The 16,134-nt window shown below is 44.6% G+C and carries 16 protein-coding genes; 5 read left to right on the forward strand and 11 right to left on the reverse strand.

Features of this window, described 5'->3' with window-relative positions; all coding sequences use genetic code 11:
- Positions 1-20 precede the first annotated feature (20 nt).
- From mnhG to acs, 8 genes are all read right to left on the reverse strand, one after another.
- Positions 21-434 (reverse strand): monovalent cation/H(+) antiporter subunit G, encoded by a 414-nt coding sequence (gene mnhG, locus LKO28_RS11425; RefSeq protein WP_227695000.1) that lies wholly within the window; start codon positions 432-434, stop codon positions 21-23.
- Positions 427-702: a monovalent cation/H+ antiporter complex subunit F gene (locus LKO28_RS11430; RefSeq protein WP_227695001.1), complete on the reverse strand. Its 276-nt coding sequence runs from the start codon at positions 700-702 to the stop codon at positions 427-429. Before LKO28_RS11430 ends, mnhG begins: the two co-directional genes overlap by 8 nt.
- Complete coding sequence (locus LKO28_RS11435; protein ID WP_227695002.1) at positions 699-1,175, reverse strand: Na+/H+ antiporter subunit E; 477 nt, start codon at positions 1,173-1,175, stop codon at positions 699-701. The genes LKO28_RS11430 and LKO28_RS11435 overlap by 4 nt, the downstream gene beginning before the upstream one ends.
- 1 nt (position 1,176) lies before the next feature.
- Entirely contained in the window at positions 1,177-2,688 is a 1,512-nt protein-coding gene (locus tag LKO28_RS11440) for a proton-conducting transporter membrane subunit (protein ID WP_227695003.1), read from the reverse strand.
- Complete coding sequence (locus LKO28_RS11445; protein ID WP_227695004.1) at positions 2,685-3,041, reverse strand: Na+/H+ antiporter subunit C; 357 nt, start codon at positions 3,039-3,041, stop codon at positions 2,685-2,687. The genes LKO28_RS11440 and LKO28_RS11445 overlap by 4 nt, the downstream gene beginning before the upstream one ends.
- 1 nt (position 3,042) lies before the next feature.
- Complete coding sequence (locus LKO28_RS11450) at positions 3,043-3,453, reverse strand: Na+/H+ antiporter subunit B (RefSeq protein ID WP_227695005.1); 411 nt, start codon at positions 3,451-3,453, stop codon at positions 3,043-3,045.
- A 16-nt stretch (positions 3,454-3,469) separates the two neighbouring features.
- A complete protein-coding gene (locus LKO28_RS11455; RefSeq protein ID WP_227695006.1) occupies positions 3,470-5,779 on the reverse strand; it encodes a putative monovalent cation/H+ antiporter subunit A in 2,310 nt (769 codons plus the stop codon).
- A 135-nt stretch (positions 5,780-5,914) separates the two neighbouring features.
- Positions 5,915-7,834 (reverse strand): acetate--CoA ligase, encoded by a 1,920-nt coding sequence (gene acs / locus LKO28_RS11460; protein ID WP_227695007.1) that lies wholly within the window; start codon positions 7,832-7,834, stop codon positions 5,915-5,917.
- A 154-nt stretch (positions 7,835-7,988) separates the two neighbouring features.
- On the opposite strand from acs, the gene LKO28_RS11465 reads away from it, so the two are divergent.
- Positions 7,989-8,849, forward strand: a complete 861-nt coding sequence (locus LKO28_RS11465) for a hypothetical protein (RefSeq protein WP_227695008.1) — start codon at positions 7,989-7,991, stop codon at positions 8,847-8,849.
- Here the strand turns inward: LKO28_RS11465 and LKO28_RS11470 are convergent.
- The 3 genes from LKO28_RS11470 to rsmA are packed head-to-tail and all read right to left on the reverse strand — an operon-like array spanning position 8,834 to position 11,711.
- On the reverse strand, positions 8,834-9,763 hold the full coding sequence (locus LKO28_RS11470; protein WP_227695009.1) for an NAD(P)-dependent oxidoreductase: 930 nt from the start codon (positions 9,761-9,763) through the stop codon (positions 8,834-8,836). The genes LKO28_RS11465 and LKO28_RS11470 overlap by 16 nt on opposite strands.
- A gap of 6 nt (positions 9,764-9,769) precedes the next feature.
- On the reverse strand, positions 9,770-10,954 hold the full coding sequence (locus LKO28_RS11475; RefSeq protein ID WP_227695010.1) for an FAD-dependent monooxygenase: 1,185 nt from the start codon (positions 10,952-10,954) through the stop codon (positions 9,770-9,772).
- Positions 10,917-11,711: a 16S rRNA (adenine(1518)-N(6)/adenine(1519)-N(6))-dimethyltransferase RsmA gene (gene rsmA / locus LKO28_RS11480; RefSeq protein ID WP_227695011.1), complete on the reverse strand. Its 795-nt coding sequence runs from the start codon at positions 11,709-11,711 to the stop codon at positions 10,917-10,919. The genes LKO28_RS11475 and rsmA overlap by 38 nt, the downstream gene beginning before the upstream one ends.
- 160 nt (positions 11,712-11,871) lie before the next feature.
- On the opposite strand from rsmA, the gene pdxA reads away from it, so the two are divergent.
- The 4 genes from pdxA (at position 11,872) to miaA (ending at position 16,133) form a co-directional block, all read left to right on the forward strand.
- Complete coding sequence (gene pdxA / locus LKO28_RS11485; RefSeq protein ID WP_227695012.1) at positions 11,872-12,927, forward strand: 4-hydroxythreonine-4-phosphate dehydrogenase PdxA; 1,056 nt, start codon at positions 11,872-11,874, stop codon at positions 12,925-12,927.
- Between the two features lie 236 nt (positions 12,928-13,163).
- On the forward strand, positions 13,164-14,582 hold the full coding sequence (locus tag LKO28_RS11490; RefSeq protein ID WP_227695013.1) for a CCA tRNA nucleotidyltransferase: 1,419 nt from the start codon (positions 13,164-13,166) through the stop codon (positions 14,580-14,582).
- A gap of 64 nt (positions 14,583-14,646) precedes the next feature.
- The gene (locus LKO28_RS11495; protein WP_227695014.1) at positions 14,647-15,234 is read left to right on the forward strand and encodes a plasmid pRiA4b ORF-3 family protein; all 588 of its coding nucleotides are present in this window, start codon (positions 14,647-14,649) and stop codon (positions 15,232-15,234) included.
- Positions 15,234-16,133, forward strand: a complete 900-nt coding sequence (gene miaA, locus LKO28_RS11500; protein WP_227695015.1) for a tRNA (adenosine(37)-N6)-dimethylallyltransferase MiaA — start codon at positions 15,234-15,236, stop codon at positions 16,131-16,133. The genes LKO28_RS11495 and miaA overlap by 1 nt, the downstream gene beginning before the upstream one ends.
- Position 16,134: the final 1 nt, after the last annotated feature.

The following is a 16,134-nucleotide window of genomic DNA, read 5'->3' on the forward strand; positions in this document are numbered from 1 at the left end:
AGCGATAGGCAGACCTGCGGTTATTCGGTTTCTTCATCTGTTTTTGCAATATTCGGGTTTTCTTTATCGTCTCCTTCGTTTTCTTCACTTTCTAATTTGTGTGTTTCTTCATCGTACATGCCGGCTAGCTGATCGGCGATGGTCCCTTTCCAAAGGGGAGTGCCCGTAAAATAAGCCGCTCTACCGATCATGTGCGCCCCGATGGGGGCCGTAATAATCAAAAAGAAAATAATAGCAATCGCTTTGGTGGTTACCGAGACGTCAGGGAACATAATGGCGGCACAAATGAGCAGTAAGCCTACGCCTAAGGTCGAGGCTTTCACGGTTACGGATAAGCGTAAATAAAAATCGGGCATGCGCAGGATGCCGATCGATGCAAATAGAATAGAAAGTGCGCCTACGGTGCTCAAGAGAGCGAGTACAATATCAATCATCTTTTTGTTTTTCTATATAGTAAGCAAAAGCCACTGTGCCTAAAAAGGCAATCAAGGCCAAAATAATGGCCACGTCCAAAAATACGGCTTGGTTGGACCGAATGGCGTATACCGTTATAATACCGATTCCCGTGGTGATGATCAAATCCAGTGCTACGACCCGGTCTACTACGGCCGGCCCTTTTAATAACCGGATGAATATCAACATCACCGAGATGGATAGTATCGGAAGGATAACGTAGTCGAAATAGGCTTCTAGTGTAATCATCGTAAAATCGCTAATAGTCTTCTTTCCAGACCAGTTTGTGTTTGTCTGACAAATGTTTCCGGATCGGTTAAGTACATCACGTGAATATATATGGTTTTTTTGTCGTCACTAATGTCGACGATGAGCGTGCCGGGTGTCAGCGAGATCATAGTGGATAGCAGATTTATCTCGAAGTCTGTCCGCGCACGCATCGGGTATTTCACAATCCCGGGTTTGAAAAAATATTTTGGAGTAATTACATCAAAGGCTACCTGTATGTTCGCTTTTACAATTTCATAGAGAAAATAAAATGCAAAGCCTATAATTTTGGGAACACGGTAAAAATAGCGTTGATCTGCTTCGGTGCGGTTCATGATCCAGAGGATAAAAAAACCAAGCAGGAACCCAAATAGAAAGTTCGTGTAATAAAGTGAGCCGGTAAGCGCTACCCATATTGCGGAGAGTAGCAGGTTCATTAAAAAATTCTTTATCATTTTAATCCGTTTTATTTCCTAAAACAGCCTCAATGTAGGCCGTAGGATCTATTAACTGTGTCGATATAACATCGGCTATTTTAACAATAGCTTCGGCATTCAATCCGATATAGAGTGTAGCAACCGCCATAAGTCCTATCGGGAGTACCATTAGTATCTTTCGGTAGGGTGGCATGGGAGCGAAGAGGTTTTCTGTTGTGGTCCCCTCGGGTGGGTTTTTCCAAAATACCTGTGCCCACATGTTCGCAATAACATATAAGGTAACAAAGCTGCCCAGAATTAGTGCGGCAGCGTAGAAATATTGCTCCTGCGTAAATGCTTCTTGGAAAAGGAAAATTTTCGGCCAAAATCCGGAAAGTGGTGGGATGCCGACTAACGAAAATAAGACCAGTGCGATAAGCAGCGATATTTTCGGATAATCTCGATACAAACCACCCAGTTTATTCATATCCATTGTTCCGCCCAATTGGCGGATGAGCCCAGCGATCAGGAACATGTTTGTTTTTACCATAATATCATGGATGAGGTAAAAGACCGCTCCCATGAGTGCGACTTTACTGAACATCGCGATACCGCCGACCATAAAACCGATATGACAAACAATGAGGTAAGAGAAAAGACGTCGTATATTGGTTTTGATAAGCGCACCCAAGGCACCGGTTACGATCGTCAGGACGGCAATGACCATCAAAAGCGTACGGATAAAATCGTCTGGAATAAAGATCAAACTAAAAACACGGAGCATGGCATAGATCCCGACTTTCGTCAATAGACCACCGAAGGTTGCGGCAACCGCCGAAGGTGGGGTATGATAGGAAGAAGGAAGCCAGTAATACAAGGGGAATACGGCTGATTTAATGCCAAATCCAATAATGAAAAAGCAAGACGTAATACCGACGAGGGTTTTATTTTGCACTTCTTGGATTTTAAGCGCTAGGTCGGCCATATTCAGTGAGCCGGTGATGCCATACAAAATGCCGATCCCGGTCAAAAAGAACATCGAGGCCAGAATATTCATCGCCATATATTTGACGGCGCCTTCGAGCTGTGCTTTTCTCCCTCCGAGGGTCATCAGTACAAAAGAGGAAATGATAATTACCTCAAAGTAGACGTACAGGTTGAAAATATCACCCGTCAGGAATGCGCCATGTAAGCCCATGATGAGGAAGTGAAAAATAGGGAAATAGCCGTAGAGCATCCGTTGTCTGCTGAGGCCGACGGAAGAAAAAATAGATACGGCAAAACAGGCAATGGAGGTCAGCAATACTAACGTCACACTGAGGGTATCGGCGACAAACACGATTCCAAAGGGAGCGTCCCAGTTTGCTGAGTTTAACGTCAGAATACCGCTTTCCTGCACACGCCCGAACAGTCGAAAAGCGACCATTAGGCCGATCAAACTACCTCCCACACTTAAATAGCGCTGGGTAAGCGTCTTTCTCCAAAACATGAGTTGGAGGATTGCCGTAAATAGTTGCACAAAGATCGGTGCTAAAATATGGTTGTCTATCATATATCTTCTTCTTCAGGTGTGTTTAAATCGTCCAAATCATCTGAATCCACCAATGCATACACACGTTTTAGCAATACAATCGCAAAGGATGTTAAGCCAAAGCTGATAACGATGGCCGTTAAAATTAATGCTTGCGGTATAGGGTCGGCATATACGTCCTGGAAAACCCGGTAAGCGTCATCAATAACGGGTGGGCTACCTTTCGTAATCTTCCCTAAAACGAAAATTAAAATATTGGCACCGTTACCCCATAGAATGATACCTAGAAGCAGCTTGACCATGCTGCGTCGCAGAATGAGATAGACGCCAGCTGCGTATAATAGACCTAATATCAAAACTAATAGTAATTCCATATTAATCGTTCAGGGCTATGGTAAACAAGATGGTTAAGACGACGCCAATTACTACGAGATACACGCCTAGGTCAAAAAATAGGGAGGAACCGATCATACCGATCACCGGAATAGGCTCTTCCAACCATAAGCCGGTCATGGGAGGAAGGTCCAACAGCAATGGCAAGGTAACGGCCGCTGTGGATATCGCCAGTCCGATCGGGAGCAATGATAAGGGCTTATAGCGCAGGATTTTCATCGTGTTTTCTGTGCCGTTCGCAAAACTATGGAGCACAAATGCAATCGACGCAACCAATCCGCCGACAAAGCCGCCGCCCGGGTGATAATGACCTCGTAAGAGCAAGAAAACGGAAAACAGCAGTAAAATCGGTAGTAAATACCGCGTGGCTGTCTGTAAAATAGCACTCTTCATATTTTTCTTCTTTTAATCATTCCTTCTCGGATGATTTTAATCGTAATTTAATCAAACTATATACGCCTAATGCTGCAATCGAGAGCACGACGGTTTCAAACATGGTATCCATCCCACGAAAATCTACTAAGATCACGTTTACCACGTTTTTGCCCTTCGCTAATAAATAGGCGTTTTCGCCGTAAAAATCGCTGATGGCGGTGGTATTGGGTTCATAAAGCACCCGTAATGCGATAAGGGAGATGATGATCCCGAATCCCAAGGCTACGATCGCATCCCGGATTAATATGCCCTGCCGTACAAAATTTATGAACGGTGGAAGTTTATATAAAACCAATACAAATAAGACCGTGGTTAGGGTGTCGATGGTGAACTGGGTCATGGCGAGATCGGGGGCGCTGTAGAAAACGAAAAGCAAACAGATACAATACCCGATAACGCTCGTTGAAACGACTGAAGTTAGTCGAGACTTTGTGGTTACGATGATATATAATGCGCCTATTAAAATGGCGACGATGCCGACTTCATACCAGGATAGCGGGGTAAGGTTCGCATAATCGATCTGGATAGGGCCGCTTAACCAAAGCTTATATCCCAAAAGCAGCTCGGCAAAGAGAATGATTTTGAGATGGTAAGAGCGTAAATATCCATTGTGGATGGTGTTGGTATACCAACCGGCTCCTTTTTCTATGCTTCTACCTATTTGACGAAAGATATGCTGAGAAGATACCACATCGAAGCGTGCGAGTGATAATAGTTTCTCTTCGGTAGGGTTATGAGCGAAATATAATGCTGCTCCGGCGGCTAAGGTGGCGACGCTTAGCGTCAGGACGGTGTTGAAGCCATGCCATAGCTTGAGATGCATATCCGTGTCTGTTCCGGCAATTGCATTTGCGGTCTGATAATTGAAATAATCGCCCACCACACCGGGAAATAAGCCGAATACTATTCCGAGTACAGCCAAGATCATAGGGGGGACCCACATCGCTCGGTAAGGCATCTTCACATCTTGATAGCCTTCGGGGAGTTTCCCGGTAAAAGGTGTGATCCCTGCTCTAAAACCTGCTGTCACTAATCCGATGTTGGTGAGAACCGCGAGGGCCGTTAGCCATATCGCCCAATTTTCTTTTAAGTTCAGTGTTGCTTCATAGATGAGATCCTTCCCGATGAAGCCGTAGGTTAAAGGTAGACCGGCACTAGATAGGGCTGCCAATAGGGCGGCTATGAAAACCGGCATCATGACCTTGCGTAGCCCCTGTAATTTGGTTACATCGCGCGTATGTGTCTGGTGATCGATGATCCCCGTCACCATGAATAGAGTCGCTTTGTATAAGGCGTGTACCAATATAAAAACACTCATCGCAATTAGGGCATCGGTCGTGCCTAAGCCGAGTAGAAAGGTCAAGATACCGAGTGCAGACACCGTAGAGTAGGCCAAAATGCCTTTTAAGTCCGTGCGGAAAAGGGAGTGAATGGCGGCAAAAATCATCGTGAATCCACCGACGACCATCAAGGTCGTGTTCCATAGTTCCGTATTGCCTAACGCGGGTGTTAGACGAGCCAAAAGGTAGATGCCCGCTTTGACCATCGTGGCCGAATGCAGGTATGCGGATACAGGCGTAGGGGCTTTCATCGCGCCTGGAAGCCAGAAATGAAATGGAAACTGGGCGGACTTCGTAAATGCGCCAATGAAAATAAGTCCGATGACGAGTGGATACAGCGAATGGTTGGTGATTTTGTCATGTTGGGCAAACATTTCGCTGATGATAAACGTATCTGCGATATTTCCGGCTAATACCAATCCTGCTAAGAGGAAAAAGCCTCCGATCCCAGTAATGCTAAGTGCCGTTAATGCACTATTGCGCGATGCTTTACTGTCGTTATTGAATCCGATCAGAAAAAAGGAACTGATGCTGGTTAATTCCCAAAAAACAAAGAGCGTCAAAATGTTGTTGGCTAAGACAACGCCTAACATCGCGCTCATAAAAAGGAGCAGATAACCGAAAAAGCGGTCAAAATAAATATGTCCTTTTAAATAGCTACGACCGTAGAAGAAAATGGCGGTCCCGATGCCGGTGATTAACAGGGCGAAGAGTAGGGATAGACCGTCTAGCCGAAAGTCAAAATTTACGCCCAAGCTGGGAACCCAAGACAGGTGCTGGGTAATAGTGGTTCCGTTTGCTACGACGGGCACATGCCATAAATAGAATAAAAAGAGGATTACAGGTATAAACGGGAGTAAAATACTCCATTTCGTTTTAATAATCTTGCCGAAAGGAACGAGAAGGCTTGATGTTATTAAACCTGTTAAAACAGTAAATAGCATGCAGTCTTAATGTTTAAATAATGTTGGAAACGTTATAAAATTACAAAATTTCTGCAATTTTTCAGGCGGTTTTGTGAAATTAAAGTAAAGCCCCTCGTATTTTGCGAGGGGCTTTACTTTATTATTTGAACGCCGTTATTCTTTCATGGCTGCTGCACCCTGAATGATGGATTCCACCACGGTTGGATCTTGTAGCGTTGAGGTATCTCCTAAATTATCGATTTCCCCTTCTGCAATCTTCCGTAAAATACGGCGCATGATTTTCCCCGAACGTGTTTTAGGTAGGTCGGAAACAAACTGAATAATATCTGGTTTGGCGATTGCCCCGATCAGACGAGTGATTGTTTGTAAGATGTCTTTGCGCGTACTTTCTGCGTCTATATGGTGATTGGCCACAATGACATAGGCGTAAATGCCTTGTCCTTTGACGGGATGTGGGTAACCGACAATCGCAGACTCTACGACATCGGAATGCATATTGATCGCATTTTCGACCTCTGCCGTGCCAATGCGGTGGCCAGAGACGTTGAGCACGTCGTCAACCCGTCCGGTAATTTTATAATAACCTTCCGGACTGCGGTAACAGCCATCGCCTGTGAAATATTTATCGGGATAGGTGGAGAAATAGGTTTGGCGACAACGCTCATGATCTCCCCACGTGGTGCGCAACATGCCGGGCCATGGGAATTTAATGCAGAGGTTACCGGTCACATCATTACCTTCGAGTTCTTTCCCGTCTTCATCCATCAAGCACGGTTGTACACCCGGCAGGGGCAGCATCGCATATCCGGGGATGGTGGGGGAGATGCCCGCCATGGGGGCAATTAAGATACCGCCATTTTCGGTTTGCCACCAGGTATCGACGATGGGAGCCTTGCCTTTTCCTATTTTTTCGTGGAACCAATGCCAAGCTTCCTCATTGATGGGTTCACCTACAGATCCTAGTTTGCGGATGCTGCTGAGATCTTTTCCTTCTAAATAGCTGTCTCCAAAAGCCATCAAGGATCGAAGTGCCGTAGGGGCGGTGTAGAGGATATTCACTTTATATTTATCGACAATATCCCAAAGGCGGCCCGCATCGGGGTAAGTAGGCGTTCCTTCAAACATGAGGGAGGTTGCGCCTTGTGACAACGGCCCATATACGATGTAACTGTGCCCAGTGATCCAGCCTATATCGGCTGTACAGAAATAGACTTCGTCGGGCTGGTATTGGAATACATTGGAAAACGTATACCCTGTGTAAACCATGTAACCGCCGGTTGTATGCACGACGCCTTTCGGTTTGCCCGTAGAGCCGGAGGTATAGAGTACGAATAAAGGATCTTCGGCATCCATTTCTTCGGCAGGGCATGGCGGGTTACCCTGGGTCTCCACTTTCCTAATCTCGTCTTCCCACCACACATCACGACCTTTGATCATCGATATCGGCGTGCGGGTACGGGTTAACACGATCACGCGGTCTACAGATTCGCATTGCAATAGGGCATCGTCTACAATCGATTTCAGCTCTAGAACTTTTCCAGCGCGGAATCCGCCATCTGCCGTCACGACGAGTTTACATCCGGCATCGTTGATGCGGTCGGCAATAGAACGCGCTGAGAAACCACCGAAAACAACGGAGTGTATAGCCCCGATACGTGCACATGCTAACACGGCAATAACGAGTTCGGGTACCATCGGTAGGTATATACATACGCGGTCCCCTTTGACCACATTGTTGTTTTTTAATACATTCGCAAATATCTCGACTTTCTCTAACAATTGCTTGTACGTAAGGATGCGGTGTGCTTCGTTGGGATCATTTGGCTCCCAAATAATAGCAGGCTTATCTCCAAGCTGATAAATATGGCGATCTAAACAGTTCTCTGTAATATTAAGTTTACCTCCTTCGAACCACTTGATATTAGGCTCAGCGAAGTTCCAATTCAGAACGTTGGTCCATTTCCGTTTCCAAAAGAAGTTTTCGGCAATTTCTCCCCAAAATGCTTCCGGGTTTTCCACGCTGTTTTTATAGGCCTCTTGATACTCCTCAAAATTTTTAATTTGTAGGTTCATTCTTTTAAATACAAAGTTTAAATGATTAACTTTTATCCAATCCAGACATTTTTTTATTGAAAGTTGTCCGTATTAGGATCTGCAAGCACTAATTTAGTTTTTTTTTGCCATTAATGGCAATTTTTAACTTTACGAATTCTTATTTTTATCATGGATGAAGCTGTTAAAGCAAGTATACTATTTCTTAATTTATACCAACCTGCTTATAGCGGGCGCCGCTATGGCACAGGCTGCGCTTACATATCTCTTCTTTCGTGCGCCCTTTGATTACCCGATTATACTCATAGAGGGAGCCGCAACATTGATTCTGTATAACTTTAGTATGTTGCTTTCAAAGCCGAAGCATCCGGGAAAATCAGCATATCGGCGCACGCGCTGGATATTTAAGCGGGAATGGTTGTTATGGTTAAAAAGCGGGTTGGGGATGGTGTTTTTGGTCTATTCAGTTTTTCATATTCATCTTTATACCTTGTTTTTTTTGATCGGGATTGGTGCCTTGAGTCTCGCGTATTCGATTCCTATCATACCACTAAAAGAAAAATGGGTCGGATTGCGTCAGTTACCAGGCGTGAAGATTTTTCATATCGCCTTAGTCTGGACGTTAAGTTCTGTCTGTTTGCCGGTTCTCGAAATGTATTTGGATGGATTTGCGGTTGATTTACACCTATTCCAGACACTTTTTGTCTTGAAATTTATTTTTCTACTTATATGCACCTTGCCGTTTGATATTCGGGATATCGAGCAAGATTCCTATTATCATTTAAAAACGATACCAAACATCATTGGGGCAAAGCGAGCGATTGGACTATGTTATATGCTTATTGGTGTCCATAGTGTCGTCGTTCTCTTCGCCAGTATCCGAATGGAGGTACAGCTGGGTATACTGGCAACAAACTTGTTGATAGCAGTCGTGCTTCGGCGTGTCGTTTTCCGAAATGCGAGCCGGTATCATTATGCTTTCTTACTGGATTTTGCCTTGATTGCACAATTTTTTATTGTTTATCTCTTTTCGTAAAATTCAACAACCTTCTCTGCGATTATATCCGATAATTTTTGATAACTATCAAATGTCCATCCGGCGACATGTGGGCTCAAAAGCACATTGTCTCTTGAGATGAGGTCGGTGTACCAATCGGCTTGGCTGAGCGCGGGAAATTTTTCGATGGGCAACACATCAAATGCGGCACCCAATATTTTACCTTGATCTATCGCTTTCAAAACTGAAGGGACGTTTGTGATAGCGCCCCGAGCTCCCATTAAGAAAAAGATCGGTTTGCGAAAATGGAAAAGGTATTCGTCGTCCACCATGCCTTTGGTTTCACGTGTCAAGGGGATATGAAAGCTCAAGATATCGGCCTGACGAACCACTTCCTCCATAGAAACTTCTTTGGCGTACGCGTCAGAAAACCCCGTTTTGTATTTGTCATAGGCAATTACGTTAACTTCGAAACCCGCTAGCTTTTTTGCCATCGCTTGCCCGTTGTGACCATACCCAATGAGGGCGACTGTACGCCCTTTTAATTCATACCCGCGGTTTTCTTCCCTGCGCCATTGCCCGTTACACACTTCGCGGTGAGCCCGATTCAGGTTGTTCATTAAGGTGAGCAACATTCCGATCATATGCTCCCCAACAGCGTCTTTATTGCCGTCATTCGCAGAAAAGAGACGAATTCCCTTTTTAGCGGCATATGCTTCATCGATATTGTCCATTCCGGCTCCCGGACGGGCTATAAACTGGAGGTTAGTTGCCTTATTTAGAAAGGCCTGGTCTACCTGAAATTTAGAACGTATGATCAATCCGCTGTACTGCCCGATAACGTCTTCCGAATCTGTTCTGCTGAAATTAGGCTGATAATTGTATGTTATTCCGGCTTGATCTAGCCGCTCTAATAATAGGTGGTGTATGTCGTCTACAATGAGAATATTCATTTTTCGTTAAGTTGTTTTCATAAAGTCTACCGATAGTAGTTTGTTGAGGTTCTTTTGGGCTAAACGGGCCGGCATCAGCCTCATCAGCCGATTACGGAACGCTATAGGAAAGGATTTGTCCCACTGCGCAATTTCTCCAATGCGCTTAGAGGTATCGGTAATATATTTTGTTCGGGACAATCTTCTTTTTTCAAAGGAAAGGAATGCTCTCCGCACATTCTTTTCCAATGTTAACGCATCTCGTAGCACAGCGACGTCCTCCAGAGCTTGGCAAGCTCCTTGTCCCATATTTGGCGTGGTGGCGTGTCCCGCATCGCCAATCAAGAGGATATTGTCATAAGCCAAATGCTTGAGGGGTTGGATGTCAATAATGTCATTCCAGATCAAGTCATTATCTTTAGTCTGCCTGAGGATGGCAGGGATAGGGGCATGGTACGAACCGAAATGTCTCCAAAGATCGTTGATGGTATAATCTCTATATAGGAGATTATTAGGGGTGCTGTTTACGCATGCATACCAATAAATGCGGTTATGGATTAAGGGCGTCATTCCAAACCTCCCTAATTTCCCCCAGGTTTCCGTTCCTTTATCCAGGGAAATCTGGGCATTGTCAATCGTGGCTCGCCAACAGGTATATCCTGAATAGCGTGGCGCCGAGGCGGGGATAAGCTGTTGGCGAAGGGGTGATTTTACCCCATCCGCGATGATTAAAAATCGGGAGGTGTGCTGCGTGCCGTCTTCGAAAAATAAGGTGACGGCATCTGTATGCTGCACTAATCGAATAGCTTTCTTGCCTAATTGTAGTTTTTGATTTTCGATTTTTGACAGCAGAAAAAGATGTAAGTCTGCCCGGTGAATGGCAAAGTTTTGTTGTTGATACTTTTCACTGATAGCCTGCGTGTCTGGTGCTACTAAGAGCTGTCCATGAGCATCTAAAATATGGTAGCTGTTTAGGTAGTAGCCAATCTGCTCTACCTCGCTTCTGAGTCCTAATAGGTCTAAAGCACGCATAGCATTCGCGGCCAGACCAAATCCTGCTCCTATTCCCTTTAGTTCGGTCGCTTGCTCAAAAAGTATAAAATCGCGGTTAGGTTGCTGAAAGGCGATGGCCATGGCAAGCCCGGCTACACCACCACCCACTATGGCAAATTCGCTATCTATCGTTTGGGCGTAGGGCATGGGAAATTTCATTGGTTAAGGCAACAAAATCTTCTACAGCGAGCCGTTCAGCCCGGAGCTCATACAAGGGATTGTCGCTCATTCTATCTTTGGGGACGACGGAAGACAGGGCATTTCGTAATGTTTTGCGACGTTGGTTAAAAGCCGCCTTTACCACACGCCAAAATAGTTTTTCGTCACAATCGAGTGTTTCCCGGTCGTTTCTGGTCATTTTGATGACGCCCGATAGCACTTTTGGAGGGGGGTTAAAAGCACCAGCTTTAACCGTAAAGAGATACTGTACATCATAATAGGCTTGCAAGAATACGCTGAGAATGCCATACTCTTTACTGCCTTTTTTAGCTACACAGCGCTCGGCTACCTCTTTTTGGAACATCCCGACCATCTGTACAACACGTTGTCTTTCCGCTAATATTTTAAAAAGAATCTGTGACGATATATTATACGGGAAATTGCCGATGACGGCCATGCTATCTCCAAAAAACTGTCCGAAATCTAGGGTAAGAAAATCGCCATGAATCAATCGGTGATCGAGCTGCGTATATTTCTCTGCCAAAAAGGCGATGGATTCCTCGTCCACGTCAATTAGCCAAGTTTCGTATGCGTCTTTTTGAAGCAAAAAATCGGATAAGACCCCCATACCAGGACCGACTTCTAATACTTGTTTAAAACCCAAATTGGGATCCAGAGCGTCTACAATTTTCTGTGCAGCGTTCTTGTCGTTTAGAAAGTGTTGCCCTAAGTGTTTTTTTGCGCGTACGGTACTCATTCGTTGTTGGGTGTTGGAACACAAAACTAAACATTATTATACAATTTTCGGTGTGATTTAGGAATCCCCGTAAATGGAAAGGCCTATCTTTTTTGACGAACAACAAGAAAGCTTTTTATTTACCCTAAAATTCGTAATTTTGATTCAAAGCTTTCGGACAATGAGTGAAAAACTAAAGATAGGTATTACCGTAGGGGATGTAAATGGCATCGGATTAGAAGTGATTATTAAATCGTTGATGGATAATCGGGTGTTGGAGTATTTTACACCCATTGTGTATGGTAATACCAAAGTGGCTTCATTCCACCGAAAAGCGATTGGGGTACAGGATTTCAGTTTTAATGTTATCCAGCATCCCGATCAGGCCAATCCTAAACGTGCCAATATGGTTAATTGTTGGCAGGAAGACGTGAAGATTACCTTAGGTGAACAAAACGAAATCGGGGGGAAATATGCCTTTCTATCCTTGGAGCGAGCGGCGGAAGACCTCCGTAATGGCAAACTCGACGCATTAGTGACAGCACCTATTAATAAACACAATATACAACAAGATGGTTTCCATTTTCCGGGGCATACCGAATACCTGCAGTCTAAAATGGAAGCATCCGATGTTTTGATGTTTATGATCGCGGATGAACTTCGTATAGGTGTCGTAACGGGACATATTCCTGTAAAAGATATTGCCGGATCAATAACCGCTGAGGCTATTTTGCAGAAATTACGGATGATGAATGAAAGCCTGAAGAAAGATTTTTGGATAGAGAAGCCGAAGATTGCTGTTCTCGGATTAAATCCCCATGCGGGCGATAATGGATTAATTGGTACCGAAGATGAAAAGATTATCGCTCCAGCTATTCAAAAAGCAAAAGAAGAAGGGATTTTCTGTTTCGGACCGTATCCTGCTGATGGATTTTTTGCCAGCGATACCTATACCAAATTTGATGGTGTATTGGCCATGTATCACGATCAGGGCCTCATCCCGTTCAAGCATATTGCATCACGTAAGGGCGTAAATTATACGGCAGGACTACCGATTGTTCGTACTTCGCCGGATCATGGAACAGGCTATGACATTGCGGGGAAAAACTTGGCTTCCCACGAGTCGTTCCTAGAAGCTGTTTTTTCTGCGGTGCATATCGTGAAACGTCGCCGGGAGCAGGGAGAGCTTGTAGCTAATCCGTTGCCGTTCCGCAGGCTCTCAAAAGATAGGGATTAGCCTTTGTAAAAAGTTTTTCTGTATGCAACTTTTTTAGAAATAAGTTGCGCAAAAAGGCGCCGCTTCGGATGTTTTGCATGAGGGATAGTACGCGGAATGAATGTGTACAGTTGTAAAACATCAGGAGGCGACCTTGAAGGCGAAGGAAGGGATCATGCAACTGTAGAAATACCAGTTTTTCTACGAAATAATCTGTATTTTTGCCGCCTGTAGGCCTGGAGCCTAGAGAAGAAGCTATGCGAGAAAACTTACAACATCCTATTTTTCAAATCATCGGAGATTTAGCGGATAAAGAAAAGGTCGAATGTTACGTCGTGGGCGGATACGTTCGTGATCGTGTCATGCAGCGACCCTTTAATAATGACGTGGATTTGGTGGTTATTGGGAGTGGGATTGATTTTGCGGCTAAGCTAGGCGATACGATAGGCGCCAATGTGACGGTTTACAAGAGCTTTGGAACAGCCATGTTGGTGCACGATGGTATCCACCTTGAATTTGTGGGAGCGCGAAAAGAGTCTTATCGTTCCGATTCCCGAAAGCCTATTGTGGAAGACGGTACGCTGGAAGATGATCAAAACCGCCGTGATTTTACGGTAAATGCCATGGCGTATTGCTTAAATGCTGATCGTTTCGGCGAACTCGTTGACCCTTTCGGCGGGCTGGAAGATATGCAGAACCGCGTTATCCGTACCCCTTTGGATCCGAATATCACTTTTTCGGACGATCCGCTTCGTATGATGCGTGCCATTCGCTTTGCCACCCAACTAAACTTTAAGATTGACGTAAAAGCAATTCAGGCAATTGTAGAGAATGCGGAACGCATAAAAATTATTTCCCGGGAGCGCATTACAGATGAACTCAATAAAATCATCTTGGCGACCAAGCCGTCTGTGGGTTTTCGTTATCTATTCGATACGGGGCTGCTGAAAATTATTTTTCCGGCTATGTATAATCTACAGGGGGTTGATGTAATCGACGGGCGGGCGCATAAGGACAATTTTTACCATACGCTGGAGGTGCTCGACAATGTAGCCTCTTTGTCAGACGATTTATGGCTACGATGGGCAGCGATCATGCACGATATCGCAAAACCAGCTACGAAACGTTTTGATAAGCGGGTGGGCTGGACTTTTCACGGGCATGAAGATCGAGGTGCGCGCATGGTGCCCAAGCTATTTGCGGAATTAAAGCTCCCTCTTCATGACAAAATGAAGTTCGTCCAAAAATTGGTGCAATTGCATCTTCGCCCTATTGTTTTAGCGCAAGACATCGTTACAGACTCCGCTGTGCGTCGGTTGTTGTATGAAGCGGGTGATGATATCGATGCCCTCATGCTACTTTGCCATGCGGATGTGACGACGAAGAACGAATTTAAGAAGAAGAAATACCGTAATAATTTTGAACTCGTCAAACAAAAGCTAAAAGACGTAGAAGAGCGCGATAAAATCCGTAATTGGCAGCCTCCGGTAACTGGGGAGGATATCATGGCACTTTTCGAAATAGGGCCTGGCCGCGTTGTTGGTTCTATCAAAAGCGCGGTACGTGAGGCTATTTTGGAAGGAGAGATTCCTAACTCACGAAAGGAAGCGTTGGCATTCATTTTGAATTACGGTAAAGCGTTAGGTCTGTCGGCCAAAACGGATGTGGCACTTTAATTTTTTAAAAATTATTGTAATTTTAACTTTTGTATAAACGAGAAATTAAACGATACGATTAAGCATGGCTATTTACAGGTTTCGAGTGACTTTTGAAGACTATGAGGATATATATCGCGAAATAGATATGCCTTCAAAAGCGACATTTTTAGAGTTGCATCAGGCTATCCATCATGCCACGGGATATGTTGCGGATGTGTCATCTTCTTTTTATGTAAGTAATGACCAATGGAAGAAGGGAACAGAGATTGCTTATCTCCCTACGGAACGAAAGAAGAGCAACGGAGTATTGGAAGTGGATGGCATTCGTTTGAGTAAATTTATTGATGACCCCCATCAAAAATTTTATTATATCTATAATTTTGATCGTCCTTATGATTTTCATGTAGAGCTGATCAAAATTTTAAAAGAGGAGGAAGGTAAAGCGTATCCTTCGATCTTTAGAGCTATTGGTACAGTGCCTAAGCTTGTTGCTGCTGCAGATTTTCCTTTGTCTACAATAGATGACGAAGATGACGATGAAGATGATCTACCTACAGACGAAACAGAATATGGCGTAGATGAAGATGAAGATTTTGATTTATTTGATGATGACGAGGAAGAGGGCGGCGAAGAAAGCGAGGGAGCAAGTGGGGTGGAAGACGAGTATTAATGGCTACTAAGAGAAAGCGGTTAATCGTGGTGGTCGGACCTACCGCCGTGGGAAAGACAGCTATGGGTATCGCTTTAGCTAAACATTTTAATACGGAGATCATCTCGGCAGATTCTAGACAGTTTTATAGAGAAATGTCTATCGGAACCGCTAAACCTAATGCCGACGAACTTGCGGAAGTAAAGCATCATTTTATTGATACACACAGCATTGAGGAAGAATATTCTGCCGGGGATTTCGAAAGAGATGTTTTGTTATTATTGCAGACACTATTTGAAAAGCACGATGTTGTGATTATGGTGGGCGGCTCGGGTTTATTTGTACGGGCGGTCTGTGAAGGGTTGGATAATCTCCCGAAGGCGCCCGTTGCGGTGCGCGACCGTCTAAATAGTATCTTTGAGCGGGAGGGATTAGCTCCCCTGCAGCGACAACTTCAGGAAGTCGATCCTCATTATTATAACGATGCCGATATACATAATCCGCAGCGGGTCATACGCGCTTTGGAAGTGTATGAAGCCACTGGTAAACCTTTTTCTTCCTACCGCGTGCGGGAAACTATTGCTCGGCCCTTTGAAATTGTTACGATCGGATTGCATACTGAACGATCAAAGCTGTATGAGCGCATCAACTTGCGTGTCGACATGATGGTTGAAGAGGGGTTGGTAGATGAAGTACGTTCGTTGTTGTCCTACCGGAATAAACCCGCCTTGCTAACGGTGGGTTATGCTGAAATATTTGATTTTATTGATGGGAAAGTGACCCTGGAGGAAGCCATTTCTCGTGTCAAACAGAACTCCCGACGCTATGCCAAGAGACAAATTACCTGGTTTAAGAAATATGGAAATACGGTATGGTTTGAACCGGAAGAGCGCGAGCGAATAATAAATTTTTTAACGTAGG

This window comes from Sphingobacterium sp. FBM7-1, from assembly GCF_020687765.1.
Lineage (GTDB): Bacteria > Bacteroidota > Bacteroidia > Sphingobacteriales > Sphingobacteriaceae > Sphingobacterium.

What these genes read in the sequence shown, in the direction of transcription:
- mnhG (WP_227695000.1), bottom strand. Translation starts at nt 434, where the DNA reads ATGATTGATATTGTACTCGCTCTCTTGAGCACCGTAGGCGCACTTTCT.
- LKO28_RS11490 (WP_227695013.1), top strand. Translation starts at nt 13,164, where the DNA reads ATGCGAGAAAACTTACAACATCCTATTTTTCAAATCATCGGAGATTTA.
- LKO28_RS11440 (WP_227695003.1), bottom strand. Translation starts at nt 2,688, where the DNA reads ATGATAGACAACCATATTTTAGCACCGATCTTTGTGCAACTATTTACG.
- LKO28_RS11450 (WP_227695005.1), bottom strand. Translation starts at nt 3,453, where the DNA reads ATGAAGAGTGCTATTTTACAGACAGCCACGCGGTATTTACTACCGATT.
- miaA (WP_227695015.1), top strand. Translation starts at nt 15,234, where the DNA reads ATGGCTACTAAGAGAAAGCGGTTAATCGTGGTGGTCGGACCTACCGCC.
- rsmA (WP_227695011.1), bottom strand. Translation starts at nt 11,711, where the DNA reads ATGAGTACCGTACGCGCAAAAAAACACTTAGGGCAACACTTTCTAAAC.
- LKO28_RS11435 (WP_227695002.1), bottom strand. Translation starts at nt 1,175, where the DNA reads ATGATAAAGAATTTTTTAATGAACCTGCTACTCTCCGCAATATGGGTA.
- LKO28_RS11455 (WP_227695006.1), bottom strand. Translation starts at nt 5,779, where the DNA reads ATGCTATTTACTGTTTTAACAGGTTTAATAACATCAAGCCTTCTCGTT.
- LKO28_RS11465 (WP_227695008.1), top strand. Translation starts at nt 7,989, where the DNA reads ATGAAGCTGTTAAAGCAAGTATACTATTTCTTAATTTATACCAACCTG.
- LKO28_RS11430 (WP_227695001.1), bottom strand. Translation starts at nt 702, where the DNA reads ATGATTACACTAGAAGCCTATTTCGACTACGTTATCCTTCCGATACTA.
- LKO28_RS11445 (WP_227695004.1), bottom strand. Translation starts at nt 3,041, where the DNA reads ATGGAATTACTATTAGTTTTGATATTAGGTCTATTATACGCAGCTGGC.
- pdxA (WP_227695012.1), top strand. Translation starts at nt 11,872, where the DNA reads ATGAGTGAAAAACTAAAGATAGGTATTACCGTAGGGGATGTAAATGGC.
- acs (WP_227695007.1), bottom strand. Translation starts at nt 7,834, where the DNA reads ATGAACCTACAAATTAAAAATTTTGAGGAGTATCAAGAGGCCTATAAA.
- LKO28_RS11495 (WP_227695014.1), top strand. Translation starts at nt 14,647, where the DNA reads ATGGCTATTTACAGGTTTCGAGTGACTTTTGAAGACTATGAGGATATA.
- LKO28_RS11475 (WP_227695010.1), bottom strand. Translation starts at nt 10,954, where the DNA reads ATGAAATTTCCCATGCCCTACGCCCAAACGATAGATAGCGAATTTGCC.
- LKO28_RS11470 (WP_227695009.1), bottom strand. Translation starts at nt 9,763, where the DNA reads ATGAATATTCTCATTGTAGACGACATACACCACCTATTATTAGAGCGG.